Below are 21,941 nucleotides of genomic sequence, written 5' to 3' on the forward strand. Positions count from 1 at the left end.
GGCGGCGCGCCTGCCACCAGACCCAGCTGTCGCTGGAGAAGAGGCCGCTCGGCCCCGCGCTATCGAGAGAAGCCATGGTCGCGCTCCATCCTGATGCGCGACCTTAGCACAGCCGGAACGCGCCGAACTAAGCCTCTTCGCTGGCCAGCTTCTCGATGCGCTTGGCGGCGCCGTCGAGGGCCAGGACCGCGCGGGTCTCGACGCGGGAGCGGTCGGCCTGCAGGCGGGCGACTTCCGTCTGCAGCGCGGCCAGGCGCCCGCGGGCGTCGGAGAGCTCGTCGGCCAGCAGCAGGGCTCCCATCAGGAACAGGCGTGTGTCGCCGAGCTGGCCCATGTCCTGGCCCACCTGGCGCACCTGGTGGTCGAACATCTTGGCCAACTCGATCAGGTGGGCTTCCTGCCCGTCCTCGCAGCCGACGGCGTAGGGCCGGCCGTTCACCTCGACGCTGATCTGGGCCATGGCTTAGTGCTCCGTCGGGGAATGAGGCGGCGGAGCTGAGCCGTTGAGGGCGGCGCGGATCTCGACGATCGCACGGCCGAGCGCGGCGGAGGCCTCAGCGCCGGCGGCCTCCAGCTCGCGCTCGCGGGCCCGGGCATCGTCCAGCTGAGACGCCAGGTTGGCTCGATCCTGGTCGAACAGGCCGCCCACGGCGTCGCCCGCGGTCTTCAGCCTCTGCGCCAGCCGCTGTTCCAGGACATGCACCGCCTGTTCAAGCCGCCGGGCCGCCAGGTCCAGGGCGCTCTCGCCGCCGCTCATCGCCATTCTCCCTTGGGGCCTATCTATAGACCTGCGTCGGGCGCCTTGCGAAGAGCGATCCGGTGGCCATTCCTTGACCCGTCCGCGCGTGCGTGCGACCCCGCCGCCATTCCTTAACGCCGGACGACTCGACGCCCATGCCCGCGCCCCTTCAATCCATGGCCAACGCCATCCGCGCCCTTTCAATGGATGCCGTGCACAGGGCGAAATCCGGCCACCAGGGCATGCCGATGGGCATGGCCGATGTGGCCACGGTTCTGTTCACGAAGTTCCTGAAGTACGACGCCCACCGCCCGGACTGGCATGACCGCGACCGTTTCGTGCTGTCGGCCGGCCACGGCTCGATGCTGCTCTATTCCTTGCTGCATCTCACCGGCGTGAAGGCGGTGACCATGGAGCAGATCAGGAATTTCCGGCAGCTCGGGTCCAACACGCCGGGCCACCCGGAGTACGGCCACACCCCAGGCGTCGAGACCACCACGGGGCCGCTGGGCCAGGGATTGGCGACGGCGGTGGGCATGGCCATGGCCGAACGGCACGTGGCCGCGCGCTTCGGCGACGGTCTGGTGGATCACCGCACCTGGGTGGTGGCCGGCGACGGCTGCCTGATGGAGGGCGTCAGCCACGAGGCGATCAGCCTGGCAGGTCGCTTCAAGCTCTCCAAGCTGACGGTGCTGTTCGACGACAACAACACCACCATCGACGGCGAGGCGACCATCTCGGAGACCGGCGACCAACTGGGCCGTTTCAAGGCCGCTGGTTGGGCGGTGAAGGCGGTGGACGGCCACGACTTCGCGAAGATCGCCGCGGCGCTGCGCTGGGCGACGCGTCAGGACAGGCCGACCCTGATCGCCTGCAAGACCAAGATTTCCAAGGGCGCGGGGCCCAGGGAAGGCGACCCCCACAGTCACGGCTACACCCTGTTCGACGCCGAGATCGCCGCGGCGCGGGTCGCGATGGGCTGGACCGCTGAGCCCTTCACCGTGCCGGACGAGGTGCTGACGCCCTGGCGCGTCGCCGGCCGCAAGGGCGCCAAGGTGCGCAGGGCCTGGGAATCCCGGCTCGCCGCCTCCAATCTGAAGGCCGACTTCGAGCGCGCCATGGCTGGCGACCTGCCCGAGGCCGCCTTCGCCGGCGTCGATGCTCATATCGCCAAGGCGGAGGCCGAAAAGCCTGCCGCGGCCACCCGCCAACACTCCGGCGCGGCGCTGGCCGAGCTGGTCCCAGCGATCCCGGAAATGGTCGGCGGCTCGGCGGACCTGACCGGCTCCAACAACACCATCGTCAAGGGCATGGGCGACTTCGACTTGCCCGACTACGCCGGCCGCTACGTCCACTACGGCGTGCGCGAGTTCGGCATGGCGGCGGCGATGAACGGCATGGCCCTGCACGGCGGCGTGATCCCCTATTCGGGGACCTTCCTGGTGTTCAGCGACTACAGCCGCCCGGCGATCCGCCTGGGCGCGCTCATGGGCATCCGGGTGATCCACGTGATGACCCACGACTCGATCGGCGTCGGCGAGGACGGACCCACGCACCAGCCGGTGGAGCATGTCGCCGCCCTGCGCGCGATCCCCAACCTCAGGGTCTTCCGCCCGGCCGACGCGGTGGAGGCGGCGGAGTGCTGGAAGCTGGCGCTGGAATCGACCAGGGCGCCCTCAGTGATGGCGTTGTCGCGCCAGAAAGTCCCGGCGGTCCGCACCACCGTCGCCGGCGAGAACCTCTCGGCCCGCGGCGCCTATCAGCTGGCCGGCGCCAGTCTTCCCGCGCAGGTGACGATCTTCGCCTGCGGCTCCGAGGTCGGCGTGGCCATGGCCGCCCGCGATCTGCTGGAGGCCGACGGCATCGGAGCCCGGGTGGTCTCGACCCCCTGCTGGGAGCTGTTCGACGGTCAGCCGGCCGACTACCAGGCCCAGGTGATCGGCGAGACCGATGTCCGGGTCGCGGTGGATGCGGGCATCAAGATGGGCTGGGAGCGGTTCATCGGCGAGGCCGGCGCCTTCGTCGGCATGGAGGGATTCGGCGCCAGCGCGCCGGCCGAGGTGCTGTACAAGCACTTCGGCATCACCGCCGAGGCGGTGGCCGCCGCCGCCAAGGCGAAGCTCTAGGGCCGGCGCGATGCGCCTCGGTACGCCGCTCAGCCCGACCGCGGTCAAGGTGATGCTGCTGGGCTCCGGCGAGCTCGGCAAGGAGGTGGCGATCGAGCTGCAGCGGCTGGGCTGCGAGGTGATCGCCGTCGACCGCTACGCCAATGCGCCAGCCATGCAGGTGGCGCACCGCAGCCACGTCATCGCCATGACCGACGCCGCCGCCTTGCGCGCCCTGGTCGAGGCCGAGCGGCCGCACCTGATCGTGCCGGAGATCGAGGCCATCGCCACCGATGAGCTGGAGGCCATCGAGGCGGCCGGCCTGGCCACCGTCATTCCGACGGCGCGCGCGGCCCAGCTGACCATGAACCGCGAGGGCATCCGCCGCCTGGCCGCCGAGGAGCTCGGCCTTCCCACCAGCGCCTACGCCTTCGCCTCGTCGGAAGCCGAGCTGGCGGCGGGCGCCGAGGCTGTAGGCTTCCCCTGCTTCGTCAAGCCGGTGATGAGCTCGTCCGGCAAGGGCCAGTCCTATGTCAAGAGCCCAGACGGCATTGCCGCCGCCTGGCGCTACGCGCTCGAGAGCGGCCGGGTCGAGCAGGCGCGGGTAATCGTCGAGGGCCGCGTCGACTTCGACTTCGAGATCACCCAGCTCACCGTGCGAAGCCTGAAGGATGGCGCCATCGTCACCGGCTTCTGCGAACCCATCGGCCACCGCCAGGTGAAGGGCGACTACGTGGAGAGCTGGCAGCCGCAGGCCATGAGCCCCGTCGGGCTGAAAGCCGCCCGCGACATCGCCGCCAAGGTCACCGACGCCCTGGGCGGGCAGGGCCTGTTCGGCGTCGAACTGTTCGTGAAGGGCGACGAGGTCTGGTTCTCCGAGGTCAGCCCCCGCCCGCACGACACCGGCCTGGTGACCCTGGTCACCCAGTACCAGAGCGAATTCGCCATCCACGCCCGCGCCATCCTGGGTCTGCCGGTGGAAGTGGCCCTGCGCGAACCCGGCGCCAGCGCGGTGATCTACGGCGGCCTGGAGGCCGGGGGCATCGCCTTCGAGGGCGTCGCCGAGGCGCTCGCCGTTCCCGGCGCGGACCTGCGCCTGTTCGGCAAACCAGAGAGCTTCGCGCGCCGCCGCATGGGCGTGGCGCTCGCCCGCGGCGCGGACGTCGGGGAGGCGCGGGCGCGGGCGACGGAGGCCGCCGGCAAGGTGCGTCCGACGAAGGCCTAGGACCCTGCCGTCACATTTCGACGTTAGACGTGAGCGCCCCAGGGGTTGACTTAGGTCCCCCCGACCGAAAAAACGCGCGCACTTCAATCGGGAGAGTTGATCTCATGACCGTCCGCGTCGCCATCAATGGTTTCGGCCGCATCGGCAGGCTGGTCCTGCGTTCGATCGTCGAGCATGGGCGCAAAGACATCGAGGTCGTGGCGATCAACGATCTGGGCCCGGTGGAGACCAACGCCCACCTGCTGCGCTACGACAGCGTGCACGGTCGCTTCCCGGGGGTGGTGACCACCGGCGAGGATTGGATCGACGCCGGCATCGGCAAGATGAAGGTCACGGCGATCCGCGATCCCAAGGATCTGCCGCACGCCGCCCTCAACGTCGACATCGCGCTGGAATGCACCGGACTCTTCACCTCGAAGGAAAAGGCCAGCGCCCACCTGCAGGCCGGGGCCAAGCGGGTGCTGGTCTCCGCGCCTGCGGACAATGCCGACAAGACCATCGTCTTCGGTGTGAACGACGGCACGCTGACCGCCGACGACATGGTGGTCTCCAACGGCTCCTGCACCACCAACTGCCTGGCCCCGGTGGCGCACGTCCTGCAGCAGCTCTGCGGCATCGAGCGCGGCTACATGACCACGATCCATTCCTACACCGGCGACCAGCCGACGCTGGATACGCTGCACAAGGACCTCTACCGCGCCCGCGCCGCGGCCATGTCGATGATCCCGACCTCCACCGGCGCGGCCAAGGCGCTGGGCCTGGTGATCCCGGAGCTGAAGGGCAAGCTCGACGGCTCCTCGATCCGGGTGCCGACCCCGAACGTCTCGGTGGTCGACCTGACCTTCGTTCCGCGCAAGAGGGTCACGGCGGAAGAGATCAACGCGGCTATGGAAGCCGCCGCCGCCTCGGGCTCGTTGAAGGGCATCCTGGCGGTGACCAAGGAACCGTTGGTCAGCCACGACTTCAACCACGTGGACGCCTCCTCTACGGTGGCCCTGCCGCAGACTCAGGTGGTCGACGGCGGCCTGGGTCGGGTGCTCTCCTGGTACGACAACGAGTGGGGTTTCTCGACCCGGATGGCTGACGTGGCCATCGCCATGGCGAAGCTGGTCTAGCCGCCGCACGATGGGCTTCCAGACGCTCGACCAGGCCGATCTGCAGGGAAAGCGGGCCCTCGTCCGCGTGGATTTCAACGTGCCCATGGAGGACGGCAAGGTCACCGACGACACCCGCCTCAGAGCCGCCAAGCCGACGATCGACGAGTTGCGCAAGGGCGGCGCCAAGGTGATCCTGCTGGCCCACTTCGACCGGCCCAAGGGCAAGGTCGTGCCGTCGATGAGCCTGAAGCCGATCGTCGAGCCGCTGTCCAAGGTGCTCGGCGTCCCGGTTGCCTTCGCTTCCGACTGCATCGGGCCCAAGGCCCGTGAAGCCGTGAACGCCATGCAGCCGGGCGATGTCCTGCTCCTCGAAAATGTCCGCTTCCATCCGGGCGAGGAGGCCAACGACCGGAAGTTCGCCGACGCTCTCGCCGCCAATGGCGACCTCTACGTCAACGACGCCTTCTCCGCCGCCCACCGGGCGCACGCCTCCACCGAAGCCCTGGCCCACCGCCTGCCGGCCTATGCGGGCGAGCAGATGCGGCTGGAACTGGATGCGCTGGACCGCGCCCTCGGCCACCCGGAGCGGCCGGTGCTGGGCATCGTCGGCGGCTCGAAGGTTTCCACCAAGCTCGACCTCCTGCGCCACCTGGTGACCAAGCTGGACAAGCTCGCCATCGGCGGCGGCATGGCCAACACCTTCCTCTACGCGCAAGGCCACGACGTCGGTGCTTCCTACTGCGAGAAGGAGCTGGCCGAGACGGCGCGGGAGGTGATCCGCCTGGCCGGCCAGAACAACTGCAAGCTCTTCCTGCCGCTCGACATCGTGGTGGCCGAGAAGCTGGCGCCAGGCGCGCCGGCCCGGGTGCGCGACGTTGGCTCCATCGACGAGGACGAGCGCATCCTCGACGCGGGGCCCGAAACCATCGAGCGCCTCTGCCGCGCCATGAGCAATTCCAAGACCCTGATCTGGAACGGCCCACTGGGCGTTTTCGAGATCCCGCCCTTCGACAAGGGCACCGTGGAAGCGGCGCGCCATGCGGCCAAGCTCGTCCGCGAGGGGAAGCTTGTGGCCGTGGCCGGCGGCGGTGATACGGTGGCGGCCCTGAATGCGGCCGGCGTCGTGGACGACTTCACCTTCGTCTCGACCGCGGGCGGCGCGTTTCTTGAATGGATGGAGGGCAAAACCCTGCCCGGCGTGGCGGCGTTGTCCCGATAGAAAACGATAGCGAACGGTAGAGAATATGGCCCGGATCACCCTGAGACAGCTTCTCGATCACGCCGCCGAGCACAGCTATGGCGTGCCAGCCTTCAACATCAACAATATGGAACAAGGCCTGGCGATCATGGAGGCGGCCGACGCGGTCGACGCGCCGGTGATCATCCAGGCCAGCCGTGGCGCGCGCTCCTACGCCAACGACATCGTCCTGAAGCATCTGATCGACGCGCTGGCGGAGATGTATCCGCACATCCCGATCTGCATGCACCAGGACCATGGGAACAGCGAGGCGACCTGCGCTACGGCCATCCAGTTCGGCTTCACCAGCGTGATGATGGACGGCTCGCTGAAGGCCGATGGCAAGACGCCCGCCGATTACGATTACAACGCCCATGTGACCAAGGCGGTCTGCGACATGGCCCACTGGGTCGGCGCCTCGGTCGAGGGTGAGCTCGGCGTGCTGGGCAGCCTCGAGACCGGCATGGGCGAGAAGGAAGACGGCCACGGCTTCGAGGGTAAGCTCGACCACTCCCAGCTGCTGACCGATCCCGACCAGGCGGTGGATTTTGTGAAAGCGACGCAGGTCGACGCGCTGGCCATCGCCATGGGCACCAGTCACGGCGCCTACAAGTTCACCCGCAAACCGGACGGCGCGGTGCTGGCGATGAACGTGATCGAGGAGATCCACCAGCGCCTGCCCAACACCCACCTGGTGATGCACGGCTCGTCCTCGGTGCCGCAGGACCTGCAGGACGTGATCAACAAGTATGGCGGCGAGATGCCCCAGACCTGGGGCGTGCCGGTGGAAGAGATCCAGCGCGGCATCAAGCACGGGGTGCGCAAGATCAATATCGACACCGACAACCGCATGGCGATGACCGGCGCCATCCGGAAGGTGTTCGCCGAGAACCCCGGCGAGTTCGATCCGCGCAAGTATCTGAAGCCCGCCATGGACGCGATGAGCGTGGTGGTCCGTCAGCGCTTCGAGGAATTCGGCACGGCGGGCTGGGCCAGCAAGATCACGCCGCTGCCGATGACCGTCATGGCCAAGCGCTATGCCGCCGGCGAACTGGCGCCGAAGATCGGGGTCACCCGCCGCGCGGCGGAATAGGCGTATGATCCCTGCCTGACGCAGGCAGGGAGGAACGCCGCGATGTTCTCAAGGCTTTGGTCGGACATGCGCAAGCATGCCGCCGTCTTCGTAATCGCATTCCTGGTCCTGGCCGGCTTCTCGCTTTTCGCCGGCTGGGCCTTCTACGCACTCTCGCATGTGGGCGGCGGCTGGAAGAGCCTCTTGCCCATCTGGCCCTATGTGGTCGGCGGGGTGGTGATGACCGGCGCGCTCGCCGGGGTCCTGATGTGGCTGGCCTTCTATTCCGCCAACCACGGCTACGACGACCGCATCGACCCCGATGATGTCTAGGCCTCGATCTTCGCCCCGCGCATCTCCTTCACGAACAGCAGGCCGACCACGAAGGTGATCCCGGCCACGACGATCGGATACCAGAGGCCATAGTAGATATTGCCCGTGGCCGCGACCATGGCGAAGGCCGTGGTCGGCAGGAACCCGCCGAACCAGCCGTTGCCGACATGATAGGGCAGGCTCATCGAGGTGTAGCGGATCCGGGCCGGGAACATCTCCACCAGCGCCGCGGCGATCGGGCCGTAGACCATGGTCACATAGAGCACCAGCAGCCAGAGCAGGGCCACCACCAGCGGCTTGTTCATCTTCGCCGCGTCGGCCTTTGCCGGATAGCCGGCGGTCTTCAGCGCCGCGCCAAGGGTCTTGGTCCAGGCGGCCTTCTGGGTCTTTAGGTCCGCAGGGGGAAGCGCTTCGCCCTTGAAGCTCGGGATGGTCACCGCGCCGATCTCGACGGCGGCGACGGTCCCGGCCGGCGCGGCCTTGTTGGCGTAGCTGACGCCGGCGTTGGCCAGCGCACCCTTGGCCAGATCGCAGGAGGAGGCGAAGGACTTCTTGCCGACGGGATCGAACTGGAAGGCGCAGTCGGCTGGGTCGGCGACCACCGTCACCGGTGCGGAGGCGCTGGCGGCGGCGAGCTGCGGGTTGGCGGCCACGGTGATCGCCTTGAACACCGGGAAATAGGTCAAGACCGCCAAGAGGCAGCCGGCCAGGATGATCGGCTTGCGGCCGATCTTGTCGGAGAGCCAGCCGAAGACCACGAAGAAGGGTGTGCCGAGCAGCAGGGCGACCGCGACCAGCTCATTGGTCAGCACGCCGTCGACCTTCAGGATCTTCTCCAGGAAGAACAGGCTGTAGAACTGGCCGGTGTACCAGACCACCGCCTGGCCGGCGGTGAGGCCGGCGAGCGCCAGGATCACCAGCTTCAGGTTCGGCCATTTGGCGAAGCTTTCGGTCAGCGGCGCCTTCGACGTCGAGCCGTCGTCGACCATCTTCTGGAACACCGGGCTCTCGTTCAGCCGCAGGCGGATCCACAGTGACACGACCAGCAGCAGCGCCGAGACCAGGAACGGGATGCGCCAGCCCCAAGCCTTGAAGGCGTCCTCGCCGATCCTGGTGCGCACGAAGATGACCACGATCAGGCTGAGGAACAGGCCGAAGGTCGCCGTGGTCTGGATCCAGCTGGTGTAAAGGCCGCGTTTGCCCTCCGGCGCGTGCTCGGCGACGTAGGTGGCCGCCCCGCCATATTCGCCGCCCAGGGCCAGGCCTTGGATCAGGCGCGAGATGATCAGCATCACCGGCGCGGCCACGCCGATCGCCGCGTAGCTGGGCAAGAGGCCGACGACGAAGGTCGACAGGCCCATCAGCAGCATGGTCACGAGGAAGGTGTTCTTGCGGCCCCAAAGGTCGCCCAGCCGTCCGAAGACGATGGCTCCGAAGGGCCTGACCGCGAAACCGGCGGCGAAGGCCAGCAGGGCGAAGATGTAACCTGTGGTGGCGTTGACGCCGGAGAAGAAGTGCTCGGTGATGAAGGTCGCGAGCGAGCCGTAGAGGAAGAAATCGTACCACTCGAAGACCGTGCCGGCCGAAGCGCCGACGATGACCATCCGATTGGACTTCGGGCGCACGCCCGCGCCTGCCGCTGCCGCAGCCACCATGGTTCCGCTCCCTCGACCCTTGTTCTTGGAGGCGAGCCTATGGCCAACCCGGCGATCCGGCTAGTGGACGGTCCGCGGTTCCGGCGATTTGCGCGACAGGCTTTCGCTGAGCGCATTGGCGACGCCCATCCAGCCCACGTAGGGCGCGACCATGTTGGCGGCTGGCGGATCCACCTGGCGGGCGCGCCAGACGTAGGCGGCTGCCGTGCCCAGCGAGGCGACGGCCGCGGCGAGCTGGCCGCCCAGGCGCTTGGGGCCCAGCACCATCCAGACGCCATTCAGCGCCTGCACGGCGCCCCAGAGGGTCAGCGCCTGGGTCCTGGCGGCGCTCCTCGGCGCGTTCCATATGCGCAGGCCCGACAGCGTCAGCGCCATGAACAGCGGCGGCCACAGATTGGCGAACAGCTTCGACGGCGGCTTCGGCTGCTCGTAGGCCGGAGCGTCGTAGTCCGAATAGGCCTCGTAGCCGTCATCGGAGGCGGAGGCGTCCGTCATCCGGGCAACCAGAGCCGATATCGCCACCGCGCCCACCGTCAGGCCAACGCCGATCAGGATGTGCTGGGTGGAACGCCCGCGGCTGTTGGCGAGGCTGTCGACAGCCCCGCGGACAGGGTTTTCTGGCATGGATCGGCCTCCCACGATGGCGCGCGTTCCTTCGAAATCCGCAGACGCCGCCTCAAGTTCCGGCCGAGCTTGCGCCAGGTCGGCCGAACGGGCCTTGCGAATTGTCTGTTCGCTCAGCCGGTGCGCCAGGGCAAGCCCGCGTCGCCGGCGTCCGCCATCTCACAGGGTCCGCGACCGTCTGTCGCATGACACAGGAGCTCAGCCGTGCGTTGTAGGTGAGAAACCCGCGCGTAACCGCGTGCGGTGAGGGCCGGGCCATGCATTTCGACGCGCTCCTACTGTCGCGCCTGCAGTTCGCCTTCACCATCGCGTTCCACATCATCTTCCCCAGCTTCACCATCGGGCTGGCGAGCTTCCTGGCGGTGCTTGAAGGGCTGTGGCTGGCGACCAGGAACGAGGCCTTCAAGGTCCTCTACCTGTTCTGGGTCAAGATCTTCGCGATCTCCTTCGGCATGGGCGTGGTGACCGGCGTGGTCATGTCCTACGAGATCGGCACCAACTGGAGCGTCTACGCCACGCTGGTAGCGCCGGTGATCGGGCCGCTGCTGGCCTTCGAGGTGCTGGCGGCTTTCTTCCTGGAAGCCAGCTTCCTGGGGGTGATGCTGTTCGGCTGGAAGAAGGTCGGCCCGCGCCTGCATTTCGCGGCGACCTGCCTGGTGGCCCTCGGCACCCTGATCTCGGCCTTCTGGATCATCTCCGCCAACAGCTGGATGCAGGACCCCAGCGGCTATGTGCGGATGGCCGACGGAACCTTGCGGGCGACCGACTGGGGCCAGGTGATCTTCTCGCCCACCTTCCCGGTCAGGTTCGGCCACATGGTGCTGGCGGCCTATCTGACCACGGCCCTGGTGGTCGGCGCGGCCTCGGCCTGGCGGCTTTTGAAGGATCACGAGGAGGACGAGAGCTGCCTGGCGCTGAAGATGGCGATCGGCATGTTCGCCATTGTCGCCCCGCTCCAACTGCTGGTCGGCGATGCATCGGGCAAGGAGGTGCTGCGGGTGCAGCCGGCCAAGCTCGCCGCCATCGAGGCCTTCTGGGACACCAGGCGCGCCGAAGCCTTCCATGTCGTCGCGTGGCCGGACGAGGCGACGGAGACCAACCGCTGGGAAGTCGCGATCCCCAAGCTGGGCAGCCTGATCACCGCCGGCCGTGTCGATGCGGAGATCAAGGGCCTGAAGGACTTCGCCCCGGCCGACCGGCCGCCGGTGGCGGTGGTGTTCTGGGCCTTCCGGGTGATGGTGGGGCTCGGCCTTGGGATGATCGGGCTGGGCGCGTGGGGCGCCTTTCGGGTCTGGCGCGGCGGCCTGCCGGATGACCGCTGGCTCCTGCGCGCTTGCGTCGCCATGGGACCGGCCGGCTTCATCTCGGTGGTCGCCGGCTGGACCGTCGCCGAAGTCGGCCGCCAGCCCTTTGTGGTCTATGGCGTCCTGCGCACCGCCGAGGCGGTCTCTCCGGTGACGACGGGCGAAGTCTCGGTCTCGCTGATCGCCTTCATGGCCATCTACGCCCTGATCTTCGGCTTCGGCGCGCTCTACATCCTGCGACTGATGGCGGCCGGACCGCTGGCAGGGGCCGAGGCGCCGGTTCCAGCTATGCCGCGGCCGCCGGGCTACGCCCTGGCCGCCGCGCCGGTCGAGCCGGAGGAGCGGTCATGAGCCTCGACCTGCCGCTGATCTGGGCCGGGCTGATCGCCATTGCGGTCCTGCTCTACGTGATGCTCGACGGCTTCGACCTCGGCATCGGCATCCTCTTCCCGTTCGCCGCATCGCCCGCCGAGCGCGACACCATGATGGCCACCGTGGCGCCCGTCTGGGACGGCAACGAGACCTGGCTGGTGCTGGGCGGCGGCGGGCTGTTCGCCGCCTTCCCCTTCGCCTACGCCGCCTTGCTTCCGGCGCTCTACATTCCGATCATCCTGATGCTGCTGGCGCTGATCCTGCGCGGTGTGGCCTTCGAATTTCGCTTGCATGGGCGAGCGCGCAGCAAGCCCCTGTGGACCATGGCGTTCGCCGGGGGCTCGCTGGTCGCCACCCTCGCTCAGGGGCTCGTGCTGGGCGGCTTCATCCAGGGGGTGACGCTGAACGACGGTCGCTTCGCCGGGGACGCCTTCGACTGGCTCAGCCCCTACAGCCTGCTGGTCGCGGCGGGACTGGCGGCGGGCTATGCCCTGATCGGCGCCGCCTGGCTGATCTGGCGCACCGAGGGCGAGTTGCAGGTCCGCGCGCGGCGCTGGGCCTGGATCGCGCTGGTGGCGGTGGCGGTCCTGCTGGCGGCGGTGAGCTTCGCCACCCTGCTGGTCCACCCGGAGGTCGGCGCGCGCTGGGGTTGGACCGGGGACAGGTTCGACCTCGCGCCGCTGGCCCGCCTGTCGCCGATCCCTTTGTTGGGCGCGGCGGGCCTGGCGATCGCAGCCCTGGGCCTCAGGCGCCGCGCGCAGGGCTGGCCGTTCGCCGGCGCGATCCTGATGTTCCTCTCAGGCTATCTCGGACTGGCGGCCGGCTTCTTCCCCTTTGTCGTCCCTTACGCCCTGACCTTCCGGCAGGCGGCCAATGCCGACAATGCGCTGTCGCTGATGCTGGTCGGCGTGGCGATCCTGCTGCCGGCGATCATCGGCTACAGCCTCTGGGTCTACTGGATCTTCCGCGGAAAGGTCGGCGCCGATGCGGGCTATCATTGAGCCGCCGCCGGAGCCGGGCGCGCCCCTGGCCCCGCTCGCCCAGCGCCTGGCCTGGTTCTTCGGCCTGGCCTTCGCCGCGGCGGCCGCGACGGCGGTTGTCGCCTACCTCTTGAAGGCGCTGCTCAGATAGGCTCTAGGCGAGCGATGGCCGTTCCGCTTTGCCGCCTCTACCTGATCACTCCGCCGCGACTCGACGACCTGGCCGCGTTCGGCCATGTCCTTGGCCGAGCGCTGGACGCCGGCGACGTGGCCGCCCTGCAGATTAGGCTCAAGGATGCACCCGACGACATCGTCGCCGCGGCGGTCGATGCGCTTATGCCCATCGCCCAGGCGCGCGATGTGGCGGTGATCCTGAACGACCGGCCGGACCTGACGGCCCGCCTCGGCTGCGACGGCGTCCACGTAGGCCAGGACGATGCGCCTCTGGCCGAGGCCCGCCGCATCGTGGGCCCTGACCGCATGGTGGGCGTCACCTGCCACGACAGCCTGCACCTCGCCATGGAGGCTGCCGAGGGCGGGGCCGACTATGTGGCCTTCGGCGCTTTCTTCGCGACCGCCACCAAGGCCGCGCCGACCCGCGCCGATCCGGAACTGCTCACCGGCTGGCAGAAGGACATGGTCGTGCCCTGCGTGGCCATCGGCGGGATCACCGTCGCCACCGCCGCGGGCCTGGCTGAGGCCGGCGCGGATTTCCTGGCGGTTTCGGCGGGGGTCTGGTCCCATGGCGACGGCCCAAGCGCGGCAGTGGCGGCGTTCAATGGCGAGATCGCCAAGGGCCTCGCGCAACGCGCCTAAGCCCTCGCCTTGCTTCCACCGCCTGCCGCGATTAGGTTCCGCGCCCTCTAGACGCCCGAGATCTTTCACACCGTGAGCACCCAGTCCGCCCTCCTGAAGGTCATGAACGACGCCGCGCGCAAGGCGTCGCGCGACCTGAACCGCGACTTTGGCGAACTGGCCGAACTGCAGGTGGCCAAGAAGGCCCCCGCCGACTTCGTCTCCGCCGCCGACCTGAAGGCCGAGCAGACGATCTTCGAGATGCTGACCAAGGCGCGCCCCGGCTATGGTTTCCTGGGCGAAGAGCGCGGGATGATCGAGGGCACGGACAAGACCCACACCTGGATCGTCGACCCGCTCGACGGCACCACCAACTTCCTCCACGCCATCCCGCACTTCGCGATCAACATCGCCCTGCAGCGCGAGGGCGCGATCGTCGCGGCCCTGACCCACAATCCGGTCACCAACGAGACATTCTGGGCCGAGAAGGGCAAGGGCGCCTTCGTAAACGACAAGCGCCTGCGCGTGGCAGCCCGCACGCGGATGGACGAGGCGGTGCTGGCCACCGGCATCCCGTTCATGGGCCACGGCCAGCACGCCACCTTCCTGAAGGAGCTGCACCAGATCAGCCAGCGCGTCGCCGGCGTCCGCCGCTTTGGCGCGGCGGCGCTGGACTTGGCGTGGGTCGCGGCCGGCCGCTACGATGGCTACTGGGAGCGCGACCTGCACGCCTGGGACCTGGCGGCGGGCATCCTGCTGGTCACCGAGGCCGGCGGCCGGGTGACCAACGCCCAGGGCGAAGACGACGTGCTGGGGACCGGATCGGTCTGCGCCGGCAACCTGGAGATCCAGCCCCAACTGCTTGAGCGCCTGCGGCAGGCGGCGAAGTAGCCGCGCCTTCGGTTGACCCGCTCTCCCCGGAGTGACTGACTGTCACGAACGAAACCTAGGGGGAGTCATGCACATCACACGCCGCGCGCTGGGCGCGTCGGCCGCCGCCGCCGCCGCCACGACTTCGCTTCCCGCCTTCGGTCAGGGGTTCAAGAAGACCCCGCTGATGATCGCCCATCGCGGCGCGAGCGGCGAGCGGCCGGAAAGCACCCTGCTCGCCTTCCGCCAGGCCATCGCCGAGGGCGCCGATTTCATCGAGCCGGACCTGGAGATGACCAAGGACGGCCACATGGTGGTGCGCCACGAGAACGAGATTTCCCAGACCACCGACGTGGCCAGGCGGCCGGAGTTCGCGTCGCGCAAGACCACCAAGTCCGTGCAGGGCGCCCAGGTCACCGGCTGGTTCACAGAGGATTTCACGCTCGCCGAGCTGAAGACAATCCGCTGCCGCGAGCGCCTGCCGCAGCTGCGCCCCGGCAGCGCCGCCTATGATGGCCAGGAGCAGATCCCGACCTACCAGGAGGTGATCGATCTGGCGAAGTCGGAGAGCGCTCGTCTCGGCCGCGCCATCGGCACCTACCCCGAGCTGAAGCACGCCAGCCACTTCGCAGGCCTCGGCCTGCCGATGGAGGGCCGCCTGGCCGACATGCTGAAGAAGAACGGCCTGGACAGCCCCACGGCCCCGGTCTTCGTCCAATGCTTCGATGTCGAGCCGCTGAAGACCTTCAAGACGCTCTCGCGCGCGCCGCGCATCCAGCTGGTCTCGCCGAACGGCTCGCCGACGGATTCCCAGACCACCTACAAGGAGATGGTCACGGCCTCCGGGATGAAGACCATCGCCACCTACGCCAATGGCGTCGGCCCGGACTGGTCGATGGTCATCCCGACCGTCGATGGCGGCCTCGGACCCGCCACGGACCTGGTGAAGAACGCCCATGCCGCGGGGCTGAAGGTGCATCCCTGGACGGTGCGGGCGGAGAACTTCTTCCTGCCGCCCAAGCTGCGCAACGGGATCGATCCCGCGGTCCACGGCGACGTGGACGCGGTCTACCACGCGCTCTACGCGGCCGGGATCGATGGCCTGTTCAGCGACTTCCCCGGCCTGGCGGCCAAGGCTCGGGGCTAGGCCGCGGCGAGGCTCGCGCGGCGGCGGCGCAGCATCGCGCCGGCCATGCCGAAGCCGCCGATCATCAGGGCCCAGGACGCCGGCTCCGGAACGGCCTGGCCGCTGACCGAGACGTTGTCGAAGAACACGCCGGCGTTGCTGTTCTGGGGATCGAGCGACGCCAGAGTGATGGTGTCGTGGCCCGTGCCGACGAAGGTGAAGCCGCCGGGCTGCCAGGTCATGTTGAATTCCGAGCCGAACGCCCCGTTCGGGGCGTCGACGGTGGCGCTCTGGCCGCCGGCCGACACCAGGGCCGAAACGTCCTGGGCCGCGTTTGCGGGGTTGCGCGAGTAGTCGTAGGACACGGTGTAGGTCTGGCCGGCCACGTCGTTGAAGGACTGGCTGATCGTGCCGGGGTTCCAGCCGTCGAGATCCATAGAGAAGGTGCCGCTGGCCGCGGGGCCCCAGGCGCTGGTGGTCCAGGCCAGATCGACGCTGCCGCTCTGCACGGTCCAGCCCGGCAGCAGGATGCCGGTGGGCGCGACGTGGGTGCCGTCCGGGTAATAGGTCAGGCCGCCCCAGCTCTCTGGAACGGCGCCCGCGCCGATGTTCTCGAACCCGCCATTGACCAGCAGTTCGGCGGCGCCGGCGGCGCTCGCGGCGCCCAGGAGGGCGAGGGCGGAGATCGTGGCGGAAAAGACGACTTTGGCGGAGCGCATAGGAGACTTCCCAATTCGATGTTCGCCGGACGGGCGAGAACTCATCCCGGTCATAGGCAACATAGCGAAGGAAGTCTTGCCGATTCCCCTACAACGCGAGCGCAGTGGCGCTAGCCTTTACTCAAAATGGTTAATGGAGGCGCATAATATAGTCATAGTCGCCAGCGCTCCGAGCGCTGTTCATTTGGTTCAAAGGATGATCGGATCAGGCCGCTGCGCCGAACTGCAGCGACGCTAGGCGGGCGTAGAGGCCGTTCTTCGCCACCAGCTCGTGGTGCGTGCCTTCCTCGACCACCCGGCCCTCGTCCATGACCACGATGCGGTCCGCCTTCAGCACTGTGGCCAGGCGGTGGGCGATGACCAGGGTGGTGTGGCCGGCCATAGCTTCGTCGAGGGCGCGCTGCACCAGCCGCTCGTTCTCGGCGTCGAGCGCGCTCGTGGCCTCGTCGAGCAACAGGATCGGCGCGTGGCGCACCAGCGCGCGGGCGATGGCGAGCCGCTGGCGCTGGCCGCCGGAGAGACTGCGCGCGCGCTCGCCGATCTGGGTGTCGATCCCGTCGGGCAGGGCGGCCAGGAAGGTCTCGGCCTGGGCGGCCCGGACGGCGGCCTGCACATCTTCGAGGCTGGCGTCCTCGCGCCCGAAGCGGACGTTCTCCAGCGCCGAGCCGGAGAACAGCGGCGATTCCTGCGCCACCAGGGCCATGCGGGCGCGCACCTCCACCGGATCGGCGTCACGCACGTCGACACCGTCCACCAGCACGCGGCCGGCCTGCGGGTCGTAGAAGCGCAGAAGAAGGCGGAAGACCGTGCTCTTGCCGGCCCCGGAGGGGCCGACCAGGGCGACCCGTTCGCCGGGCTTCACCGAGAGCGTCAGGCCGCGCACCGCCGGCATGTCGGGACGTCCCGGATAGGCGAAGGTGACGTTCTCCAGTCTCAGCTCGCCGCGCGGCGGACTGGGCAAGGCGATCGGATGGGCGGGCGAGGCGATGCCTGGCCGCGCGGCCAGCAGCTCGGAGACGCGTTCCATCGCGCCGGCCGCCTTCTGGACGTCGCCCCAGGTCTCGCCGAGGGCGCCGACGGAGCCCGCCGACATCACCGCAAGCAGGGCGAACTGGAAGAGCGTGCCGACGCTCATCTGCTGGCTGAACAGGGCCTCGACGCCCAGCCAGAGGATCCAGACCACGCCGCCGAACACCAGGGCGATCACCGCCGCGGTCATCCCCGCCCGGGTGGCCATGCGGCGCAGCGAGGTGCGGAAGGAATTCTCCACCGCCGCGCCAAACCGGGCGGCGCCCGAGGCTTCCCGTCCAAACGCCTGGACAATTTCCAGCGCATCGAGCGTCTCGCCGGCGTGTCCGACGGCGGCGGCGAACTGATCCTGGGTTGAGGCGGTCAGCTTGCGGACCTGGCGGCCGAACAGGAACAGCGGGGCGATGACCAGCGGCACGGTGATCAGCACCAGGCCGGTCAGACGCGGACTGACCACCAGCATGTAGCCCAGGCCGCCGATCAGCATCAGCACGTTGCGCAGCGACACCGAGATCGAGGTGGTCAGCAGGTTCTCGACGATCTGGATGTCGGTGGTGAGCCGGGACAGCACCTCGCCGGTGCGGGTCATCAGGAAGAAGGCCGGGTCGAGCGAGAGGATGTGCGCGTAGGTCGCCTTCCTGAGGTCGGCGACGATACGCTCGCCCAGCTTGGTGACGAAGAAGTAGCGGAGCGCCGATGACAGCGCCAAGGCGACGGCCACGCCGCCCAGCGCCCAGAACCACGGCGCGACGGTGCGGGCTGCGGCGTGGGCGGCGACGGCCTGGGTCACGTGGTCAGCGAGCAGACGGACCGCGCCGGTCAGGGCCAGGCTCGACGCCGCGGCGGTGACCAGGAAGACCCCGGCGGCGGCGGCATCCAGGCGATGGCCTGCGGCGAAGGGAATGAGATGGCCGAGCGCGCGGACGTCGCGGCTCTTCGGCCGGCGCTCGGCGGCTTCGTCGAGGGTCTGCGCCAGGGCCTGTCCGGCGGTCGGCCGACCGGCTGCGACCGCTTCGACGCCTGGCTCGCTCATCGACGCTCACACCTTGCATTTGCGGCGGCGTTTCTCTATACGCCCGGCTTCCTCGAATGGCCCCGTACCCGGAGGCCTTCGCTTTATTTCGACGCTTCCTTACGTCAGGCGCTGATCCGATGAAACAAGACACCCATCCGGACTATCACTTCATCACCGTGGTGATGACGGACGGCACGAGCTACCAGACCCGTTCCACCTACGGGAAGGAAGGCGCGACGCTGAACCTCGACATCGACCCGAAGACCCATCCGGCCTGGACCGGCGGCGGCCACCAGATGCTCGACCGCGGCGGCCGCGTGTCGCGCTTCAACGCCAAGTTCGGCGGTTTCACGCGGAAATAGTCCGCGCCGAAAAACGCGATATCCCAAAGACGAACGCCGCGGAGAGCAACCTCCGCGGCGTTTCGCGTTTCGGGAATCTCCGCTCCCCCGACGCGCGGCGCGAGGGGCGTGGCGGAAAGCTCAGTTGCCGAAGGCGGTCTTCAGGCGGTCGTGCTGCGACAGCACCGGGTGCGGCGCCTCGTCGGCCTCGCCCTCGACGTACATTCGCTTGTCGAGGTGGCGGACGCGTTCGTACAGCCGCTCGGAGCGGTCCAGCAGGGTCACCAGTTCCTTGGGCAGTCCCTCGGCCACGCCGTTGGCCAGGCAGACGTCGACCGCGGCCAGGCGATAGCGGTCCTCGCAGGCCGCTGATGGCGGCATGTCGCCTTCGCGCACGGCGCGCTGCACCAGAAGCCACGAGGCCACCTGCATCAGGCGTGTGGTCAGCCGCATACTCTCGGCGGCATAGGCGAGGGCGGCATTGCGCGACAAAAGCTTGGAAGCCTGGCGGCCGGAGCCATCCAGATAGCCGGCGGTCTCCTCCACGAGGTCCATGCCCTCCTGGAAGGTCCGCTGGAACAGCTCGGACCGCGCAAAGTCCTGGATGACCTCGGCGCGCCACGGCGTTGAAGAGACGTTCGGTTCGCTCATGCGGTGCTCAACCTATACCAAAGCCGCCATGCGGTCGCGAAAACCGTCTGTGCAACGCCCATGCCACCCGGCGGGGCGTCCGCTTTGAGACAGAATACCTCCTAACACGCGATCTGGGCCATTTGGCGCCGGGCCCGCTTGCGGCGACTAACGTGGTCCTGCGCCGAACAGGGCGTCGGCGGCGGCGCGGCCGGCGCGCTTGCGGTCGATCTGGGCGGTCACCCGCGCAATCTCCGACTGCAGCACCTCGATCCGTTCCTCCAACTCGGCCACGCCGAACAGCTCCAGGTCTTCGCGGATCGCTTCGATCAGGCGTTGGCCGCGGCCAACGCGGACTTCCGCAGGCTCTTCCATGACGGGCTTTGCCTTTCCGGTTTCCCGATGGGGCGCTATCCAACCGCGCAAGCCGCCAAAGCGCAAGTTTGCGCCGACCGTGGGCGCCCAGGTTTGCCGGAGTTCTCCACATGACTGAGATGATGACCGCGATCGCCATCGAGGGTGGCAAGGGCCCCGCCGAGGCGTTGAAAGCCGTCCAGATCCCCAGGCCCGAGCCGAAAGACGGCCAGATCCTCATCAAGGTCCACGCCGCGGGGATCAACCGGCCGGACATCATCCAACGCATGGGCTTCTATCCGCCGCCGGCCGGCTCTCCGGAGACCATGGGACTGGAAGTGGCCGGCGAGGTGGCCGTCGGCGCTGGGCGCTGGAAGGCCGGCGACAAGGTCTGCGCGCTGCTCGGCGGCGGCGGCTATGCCGAATACGCCGTCTGCGACGCGCGCCACGCCCTGCCGATCCCCGAAGGCTTCGACTACGTCGAGGCCGCGGCCTTGCCGGAGACGGTGTTCACGGTCTTCGCCAACGTCTTCGAGCACGGCCATCTGAAGCCCGGCGAGACGCTGCTGGTGCATGGCGCGACCTCCGGCATCGGGACCACGGCGATCCAGATGGCCAAGGCCTACGGGGCCAAGGTGATCGCCACCGCCCGCGGCGCTGACAAGGCCCAGACCGCGCGCGACCTGGGCGCGGACGTGGCGGTCGACGCCGGCGCCGAGGATTTCGCCGAAGTGACAAAACGCGAGGGCGGCTGCGACGTGGTCCTCGACATGGTCGGCGGCGACTATTTCGCCAAGGATCTCGACGCCCTGAAGATGGATGGGCGAATCGTCTTCATCGCCAGCCTGGGCGGCGGCGACGTCACGCTTTCCATCGGTCGGCTGATGCAGAAGCGCGGCGTGGTCACCGGCTCGACACTTCGCCCGCGCAACGCTGATGAGAAGGCCCGTATCGCCGCCGCTGTTGAAAAGCTCGTCTGGCCATGGATCGCCGCCGGCAAGCTGCGCCCGCAGGTGGATGCAACCTTTCCCCTCGCCGAGGCCGCCAAGGCCCACGCGCACCTGGAAGCCGGCGCCCACGTGGGCAAGATCGTACTCGTCGTCGGATAAACCTCGGGTTGTGCGCCACGTAACGGCGATATCGTCAGAAACGCACCTGAGTTTTGAATGGTGCGTACAAATACAGGGCGGAGAGACGCTATTGAGCAAACCGTGTTTTCGAAAATGGGTTGCATTTTTGCCGCAGGGAGGTTGACGCCCTCGGAAGGCTGAGCCAGTGGAACAAAAAAACAGATCGTTTTTCTTTTCCCGGCCGCGAGGCCCACTGGGGAGGCTCAAGATTGAATAACAAGGTCCGCCTTTTGGCGTCCGGCGCCGTGCTGTTCGCCGCCGCGCTCGGAACATCGGCTCACGCCCAGACCACGGCCGCCGCCGCGCCGGCCGCCGCCGCCGGCAGCACCATCGAGGAACTGGTGGTCACCGCTGAAAAGCGCAGCCAGAGCCTGCAGGACGTGCCGGTCGCGATCTCTGCCTACAGCTCTGAGATGCGGGACCTGAAGGGCATCAATTCCATCCAGGACATGACCAATTTCACGCCGGGCCTGGCCTATTCCAGCCAGCTGGACCGCATCAGCCTGCGCGGCGTCGGCCGCCTGACCAATGTGCAGTCCGCCGACCCGGGCGTGGCCACCTACTCCGACGGCGTCTACACCTCCTCCACCGTCGAGGCCGGCAAGACCCCGATCCTCACCGATCGGGTGGAAGTGCTGCGCGGCCCGCAGGGCACTCTCTACGGCCGCAACTCAATTGGCGGCGCCATCAACGTGATCTCCAAGCGCCCGACGGAAGAGCCCTACGGCGAAGTCCGCGCGACGTTCGGCAACTACGGGTTCAAACAAATCGAAGGCGCCGTTTCCGGCCCGCTCGCGCCCGACTTGCAGTTCCGCCTCGCCGGCAACTGGCAGAAGCAGGATCAGGGCTACTACAAGAACATCGTCCCGGGCATGCCCAGCGAGGGCGGCGTCATCGACAACTACTACATCGAAGGCCAGTTGCAGGCGAAGTTCGGCGAGCATCTGGACGGCTGGGTGAAGGCCGCGATCTCGGGCTGGAACGACGGCGGCGGCGGCCCCGGCGCCCGGGCCACCTATACGACCGGCCCGATCAATACGGCGGAGTTCCTGCCGGGCGCGCTATTCGTCAATCCTGGCTACGCCTGCTCCGGCAAGGTCACCAATGTCGTGAATCTGTCACCGGCCGGTTGCGCGAACCCGGCCAACAGCAACCCGCGCGATTTCGCCTCGGACACCCCGAACTCGGT

The 21,941-nt window shown here is 68.4% G+C and carries 23 protein-coding genes; 15 read left to right on the forward strand and 8 right to left on the reverse strand.

Going from position 1 to position 21,941, the window contains the following annotated elements:
• Positions 1–127: 127 nt before the first annotated feature.
• Positions 128–460: a cell division protein ZapA gene (zapA, locus tag E8A12_RS04705; RefSeq protein ID WP_293366621.1), complete on the reverse strand. Its 333-nt coding sequence runs from the start codon at positions 458–460 to the stop codon at positions 128–130.
• 3 nt (positions 461–463) lie between these two features.
• Complete coding sequence (locus E8A12_RS04710; protein ID WP_293366622.1) at positions 464–757, reverse strand: DUF4164 family protein; 294 nt, start codon at positions 755–757, stop codon at positions 464–466.
• A gap of 137 nt (positions 758–894) precedes the next feature.
• Here E8A12_RS04710 and tkt point away from each other — a divergent pair, with 137 nt between their 5' ends.
• The 6 genes from tkt to E8A12_RS04740 all read left to right on the forward strand — a co-directional run bounded on the left by tkt (position 895) and on the right by E8A12_RS04740 (position 7,808).
• Positions 895–2,865, forward strand: a complete 1,971-nt coding sequence (gene tkt / locus E8A12_RS04715; protein WP_293366623.1) for a transketolase — start codon at positions 895–897, stop codon at positions 2,863–2,865.
• A gap of 10 nt (positions 2,866–2,875) precedes the next feature.
• A complete protein-coding gene (purT, locus tag E8A12_RS04720) occupies positions 2,876–4,069 on the forward strand; it encodes a formate-dependent phosphoribosylglycinamide formyltransferase (RefSeq protein ID WP_293366624.1) in 1,194 nt (397 codons plus the stop codon).
• Positions 4,070–4,173: 104 nt separating this feature from the next.
• Positions 4,174–5,184, forward strand: a complete 1,011-nt coding sequence (gap, locus tag E8A12_RS04725) for a type I glyceraldehyde-3-phosphate dehydrogenase (protein WP_293366625.1) — start codon at positions 4,174–4,176, stop codon at positions 5,182–5,184.
• A gap of 10 nt (positions 5,185–5,194) precedes the next feature.
• Complete coding sequence (locus E8A12_RS04730) at positions 5,195–6,385, forward strand: phosphoglycerate kinase (protein ID WP_293366627.1); 1,191 nt, start codon at positions 5,195–5,197, stop codon at positions 6,383–6,385.
• 25 nt (positions 6,386–6,410) lie between these two features.
• Complete coding sequence (fba, locus tag E8A12_RS04735) at positions 6,411–7,496, forward strand: class II fructose-bisphosphate aldolase (RefSeq protein WP_293366628.1); 1,086 nt, start codon at positions 6,411–6,413, stop codon at positions 7,494–7,496.
• Between the two features lie 42 nt (positions 7,497–7,538).
• On the forward strand, positions 7,539–7,808 hold the full coding sequence (locus tag E8A12_RS04740; protein ID WP_293366629.1) for a hypothetical protein: 270 nt from the start codon (positions 7,539–7,541) through the stop codon (positions 7,806–7,808).
• Here E8A12_RS04740 and E8A12_RS04745 read toward each other — a convergent pair.
• Both E8A12_RS04745 and E8A12_RS04750 read right to left on the reverse strand, forming a co-directional pair.
• Positions 7,805–9,463 carry an MFS transporter gene (locus E8A12_RS04745; RefSeq protein ID WP_293366630.1) on the reverse strand — a complete coding sequence of 553 codons (1,659 nt, stop codon included), beginning with the start codon at positions 9,461–9,463 and terminating at the stop codon, positions 7,805–7,807. The genes E8A12_RS04740 and E8A12_RS04745 overlap by 4 nt on opposite strands.
• A gap of 60 nt (positions 9,464–9,523) precedes the next feature.
• Positions 9,524–10,087: a TspO/MBR family protein gene (locus E8A12_RS04750; RefSeq protein ID WP_293366631.1), complete on the reverse strand. Its 564-nt coding sequence runs from the start codon at positions 10,085–10,087 to the stop codon at positions 9,524–9,526.
• Between the two features lie 257 nt (positions 10,088–10,344).
• Here E8A12_RS04750 and E8A12_RS04755 point away from each other — a divergent pair, with 257 nt between their 5' ends.
• The 6 genes from E8A12_RS04755 (at position 10,345) to E8A12_RS04780 (ending at position 15,555) form a co-directional block, all read left to right on the forward strand.
• Positions 10,345–11,742 (forward strand): cytochrome ubiquinol oxidase subunit I, encoded by a 1,398-nt coding sequence (locus E8A12_RS04755; RefSeq protein ID WP_293366632.1) that lies wholly within the window; start codon positions 10,345–10,347, stop codon positions 11,740–11,742.
• Positions 11,739–12,764, forward strand: a complete 1,026-nt coding sequence (gene cydB, locus E8A12_RS04760) for a cytochrome d ubiquinol oxidase subunit II (RefSeq protein ID WP_293366633.1) — start codon at positions 11,739–11,741, stop codon at positions 12,762–12,764. Before E8A12_RS04755 ends, cydB begins: the two co-directional genes overlap by 4 nt.
• The gene (locus E8A12_RS04765; RefSeq protein WP_293366634.1) at positions 12,748–12,894 is read left to right on the forward strand and encodes a hypothetical protein; all 147 of its coding nucleotides are present in this window, start codon (positions 12,748–12,750) and stop codon (positions 12,892–12,894) included. Before cydB ends, E8A12_RS04765 begins: the two co-directional genes overlap by 17 nt.
• Before the next feature lie 14 nt (positions 12,895–12,908).
• The gene (gene thiE, locus E8A12_RS04770) at positions 12,909–13,559 is read left to right on the forward strand and encodes a thiamine phosphate synthase (RefSeq protein WP_293366635.1); all 651 of its coding nucleotides are present in this window, start codon (positions 12,909–12,911) and stop codon (positions 13,557–13,559) included.
• A 72-nt stretch (positions 13,560–13,631) separates the two neighbouring features.
• Positions 13,632–14,429 carry an inositol monophosphatase family protein gene (locus E8A12_RS04775; protein WP_293366637.1) on the forward strand — a complete coding sequence of 266 codons (798 nt, stop codon included), beginning with the start codon at positions 13,632–13,634 and terminating at the stop codon, positions 14,427–14,429.
• A 67-nt stretch (positions 14,430–14,496) separates the two neighbouring features.
• Positions 14,497–15,555 carry a glycerophosphodiester phosphodiesterase gene (locus tag E8A12_RS04780; RefSeq protein WP_293366638.1) on the forward strand — a complete coding sequence of 353 codons (1,059 nt, stop codon included), beginning with the start codon at positions 14,497–14,499 and terminating at the stop codon, positions 15,553–15,555.
• On the opposite strand, the gene E8A12_RS04785 is transcribed toward E8A12_RS04780, so the two are convergent.
• Together E8A12_RS04785 and E8A12_RS04790 are read right to left on the reverse strand one after the other, a co-directional pair.
• Entirely contained in the window at positions 15,552–16,253 is a 702-nt protein-coding gene (locus tag E8A12_RS04785) for a PEPxxWA-CTERM sorting domain-containing protein (protein ID WP_293366639.1), read from the reverse strand. The two genes, E8A12_RS04780 and E8A12_RS04785, sit on opposite strands and share 4 nt — an antisense overlap.
• A 205-nt stretch (positions 16,254–16,458) precedes the next feature.
• Positions 16,459–18,315, reverse strand: coding sequence for an ABC transporter transmembrane domain-containing protein (locus E8A12_RS04790; protein WP_293366640.1), 1,857 nt, complete (start codon positions 18,313–18,315; stop codon positions 16,459–16,461).
• Positions 18,316–18,434: 119 nt separating this feature from the next.
• Between E8A12_RS04790 and rpmE the strand changes: the two genes are divergently transcribed.
• A complete protein-coding gene (rpmE, locus tag E8A12_RS04795; RefSeq protein WP_293366641.1) occupies positions 18,435–18,659 on the forward strand; it encodes a 50S ribosomal protein L31 in 225 nt (74 codons plus the stop codon).
• 120 nt (positions 18,660–18,779) lie between these two features.
• On the opposite strand, the gene E8A12_RS04800 is transcribed toward rpmE, so the two are convergent.
• A complete protein-coding gene (locus E8A12_RS04800; protein ID WP_293366643.1) occupies positions 18,780–19,289 on the reverse strand; it encodes a DUF1465 family protein in 510 nt (169 codons plus the stop codon).
• A gap of 147 nt (positions 19,290–19,436) precedes the next feature.
• Positions 19,437–19,643, reverse strand: a complete 207-nt coding sequence (locus E8A12_RS04805) for a DUF1192 domain-containing protein (protein ID WP_293366645.1) — start codon at positions 19,641–19,643, stop codon at positions 19,437–19,439.
• A gap of 110 nt (positions 19,644–19,753) precedes the next feature.
• Here E8A12_RS04805 and E8A12_RS04810 point away from each other — a divergent pair, with 110 nt between their 5' ends.
• Together E8A12_RS04810 and E8A12_RS04815 are read left to right on the forward strand one after the other, a co-directional pair.
• Complete coding sequence (locus tag E8A12_RS04810) at positions 19,754–20,731, forward strand: NAD(P)H-quinone oxidoreductase (protein WP_293366647.1); 978 nt, start codon at positions 19,754–19,756, stop codon at positions 20,729–20,731.
• Between the two features lie 230 nt (positions 20,732–20,961).
• Positions 20,962–21,941: TonB-dependent receptor plug domain-containing protein (locus tag E8A12_RS04815; protein ID WP_293366648.1), on the forward strand; the 980-nt coding region annotated here is incomplete at its 3' end.

The sequence above is a fragment of the Phenylobacterium sp. genome, from assembly GCF_004799395.1.
Classification (GTDB): domain Bacteria; phylum Pseudomonadota; class Alphaproteobacteria; order Caulobacterales; family Caulobacteraceae; genus Phenylobacterium.

Excerpts from the sequence above, each read along its gene's own strand:
- zapA (WP_293366621.1), bottom strand. The coding sequence starts at position 460 with ATGGCCCAGATCAGCGTCGAGGTGAACGGCCGGCCCTACGCCGTCGGC.
- thiE (WP_293366635.1), top strand. The coding sequence starts at position 12,909 with ATGGCCGTTCCGCTTTGCCGCCTCTACCTGATCACTCCGCCGCGACTC.
- E8A12_RS04710 (WP_293366622.1), bottom strand. The coding sequence starts at position 757 with ATGAGCGGCGGCGAGAGCGCCCTGGACCTGGCGGCCCGGCGGCTTGAA.
- E8A12_RS04785 (WP_293366639.1), bottom strand. The coding sequence starts at position 16,253 with ATGCGCTCCGCCAAAGTCGTCTTTTCCGCCACGATCTCCGCCCTCGCC.
- E8A12_RS04800 (WP_293366643.1), bottom strand. The coding sequence starts at position 19,289 with ATGAGCGAACCGAACGTCTCTTCAACGCCGTGGCGCGCCGAGGTCATC.
- E8A12_RS04790 (WP_293366640.1), bottom strand. The coding sequence starts at position 18,315 with ATGAGCGAGCCAGGCGTCGAAGCGGTCGCAGCCGGTCGGCCGACCGCC.
- E8A12_RS04755 (WP_293366632.1), top strand. The coding sequence starts at position 10,345 with ATGCATTTCGACGCGCTCCTACTGTCGCGCCTGCAGTTCGCCTTCACC.
- rpmE (WP_293366641.1), top strand. The coding sequence starts at position 18,435 with ATGAAACAAGACACCCATCCGGACTATCACTTCATCACCGTGGTGATG.
- cydB (WP_293366633.1), top strand. The coding sequence starts at position 11,739 with ATGAGCCTCGACCTGCCGCTGATCTGGGCCGGGCTGATCGCCATTGCG.
- tkt (WP_293366623.1), top strand. The coding sequence starts at position 895 with ATGCCCGCGCCCCTTCAATCCATGGCCAACGCCATCCGCGCCCTTTCA.
- E8A12_RS04780 (WP_293366638.1), top strand. The coding sequence starts at position 14,497 with ATGCACATCACACGCCGCGCGCTGGGCGCGTCGGCCGCCGCCGCCGCC.
- E8A12_RS04730 (WP_293366627.1), top strand. The coding sequence starts at position 5,195 with ATGGGCTTCCAGACGCTCGACCAGGCCGATCTGCAGGGAAAGCGGGCC.
- E8A12_RS04805 (WP_293366645.1), bottom strand. The coding sequence starts at position 19,643 with ATGGAAGAGCCTGCGGAAGTCCGCGTTGGCCGCGGCCAACGCCTGATC.
- purT (WP_293366624.1), top strand. The coding sequence starts at position 2,876 with ATGCGCCTCGGTACGCCGCTCAGCCCGACCGCGGTCAAGGTGATGCTG.
- fba (WP_293366628.1), top strand. The coding sequence starts at position 6,411 with ATGGCCCGGATCACCCTGAGACAGCTTCTCGATCACGCCGCCGAGCAC.
- E8A12_RS04810 (WP_293366647.1), top strand. The coding sequence starts at position 19,754 with ATGACTGAGATGATGACCGCGATCGCCATCGAGGGTGGCAAGGGCCCC.
- E8A12_RS04740 (WP_293366629.1), top strand. The coding sequence starts at position 7,539 with ATGTTCTCAAGGCTTTGGTCGGACATGCGCAAGCATGCCGCCGTCTTC.
- E8A12_RS04765 (WP_293366634.1), top strand. The coding sequence starts at position 12,748 with ATGCGGGCTATCATTGAGCCGCCGCCGGAGCCGGGCGCGCCCCTGGCC.
- gap (WP_293366625.1), top strand. The coding sequence starts at position 4,174 with ATGACCGTCCGCGTCGCCATCAATGGTTTCGGCCGCATCGGCAGGCTG.
- E8A12_RS04745 (WP_293366630.1), bottom strand. The coding sequence starts at position 9,463 with ATGGTGGCTGCGGCAGCGGCAGGCGCGGGCGTGCGCCCGAAGTCCAAT.
- E8A12_RS04750 (WP_293366631.1), bottom strand. The coding sequence starts at position 10,087 with ATGCCAGAAAACCCTGTCCGCGGGGCTGTCGACAGCCTCGCCAACAGC.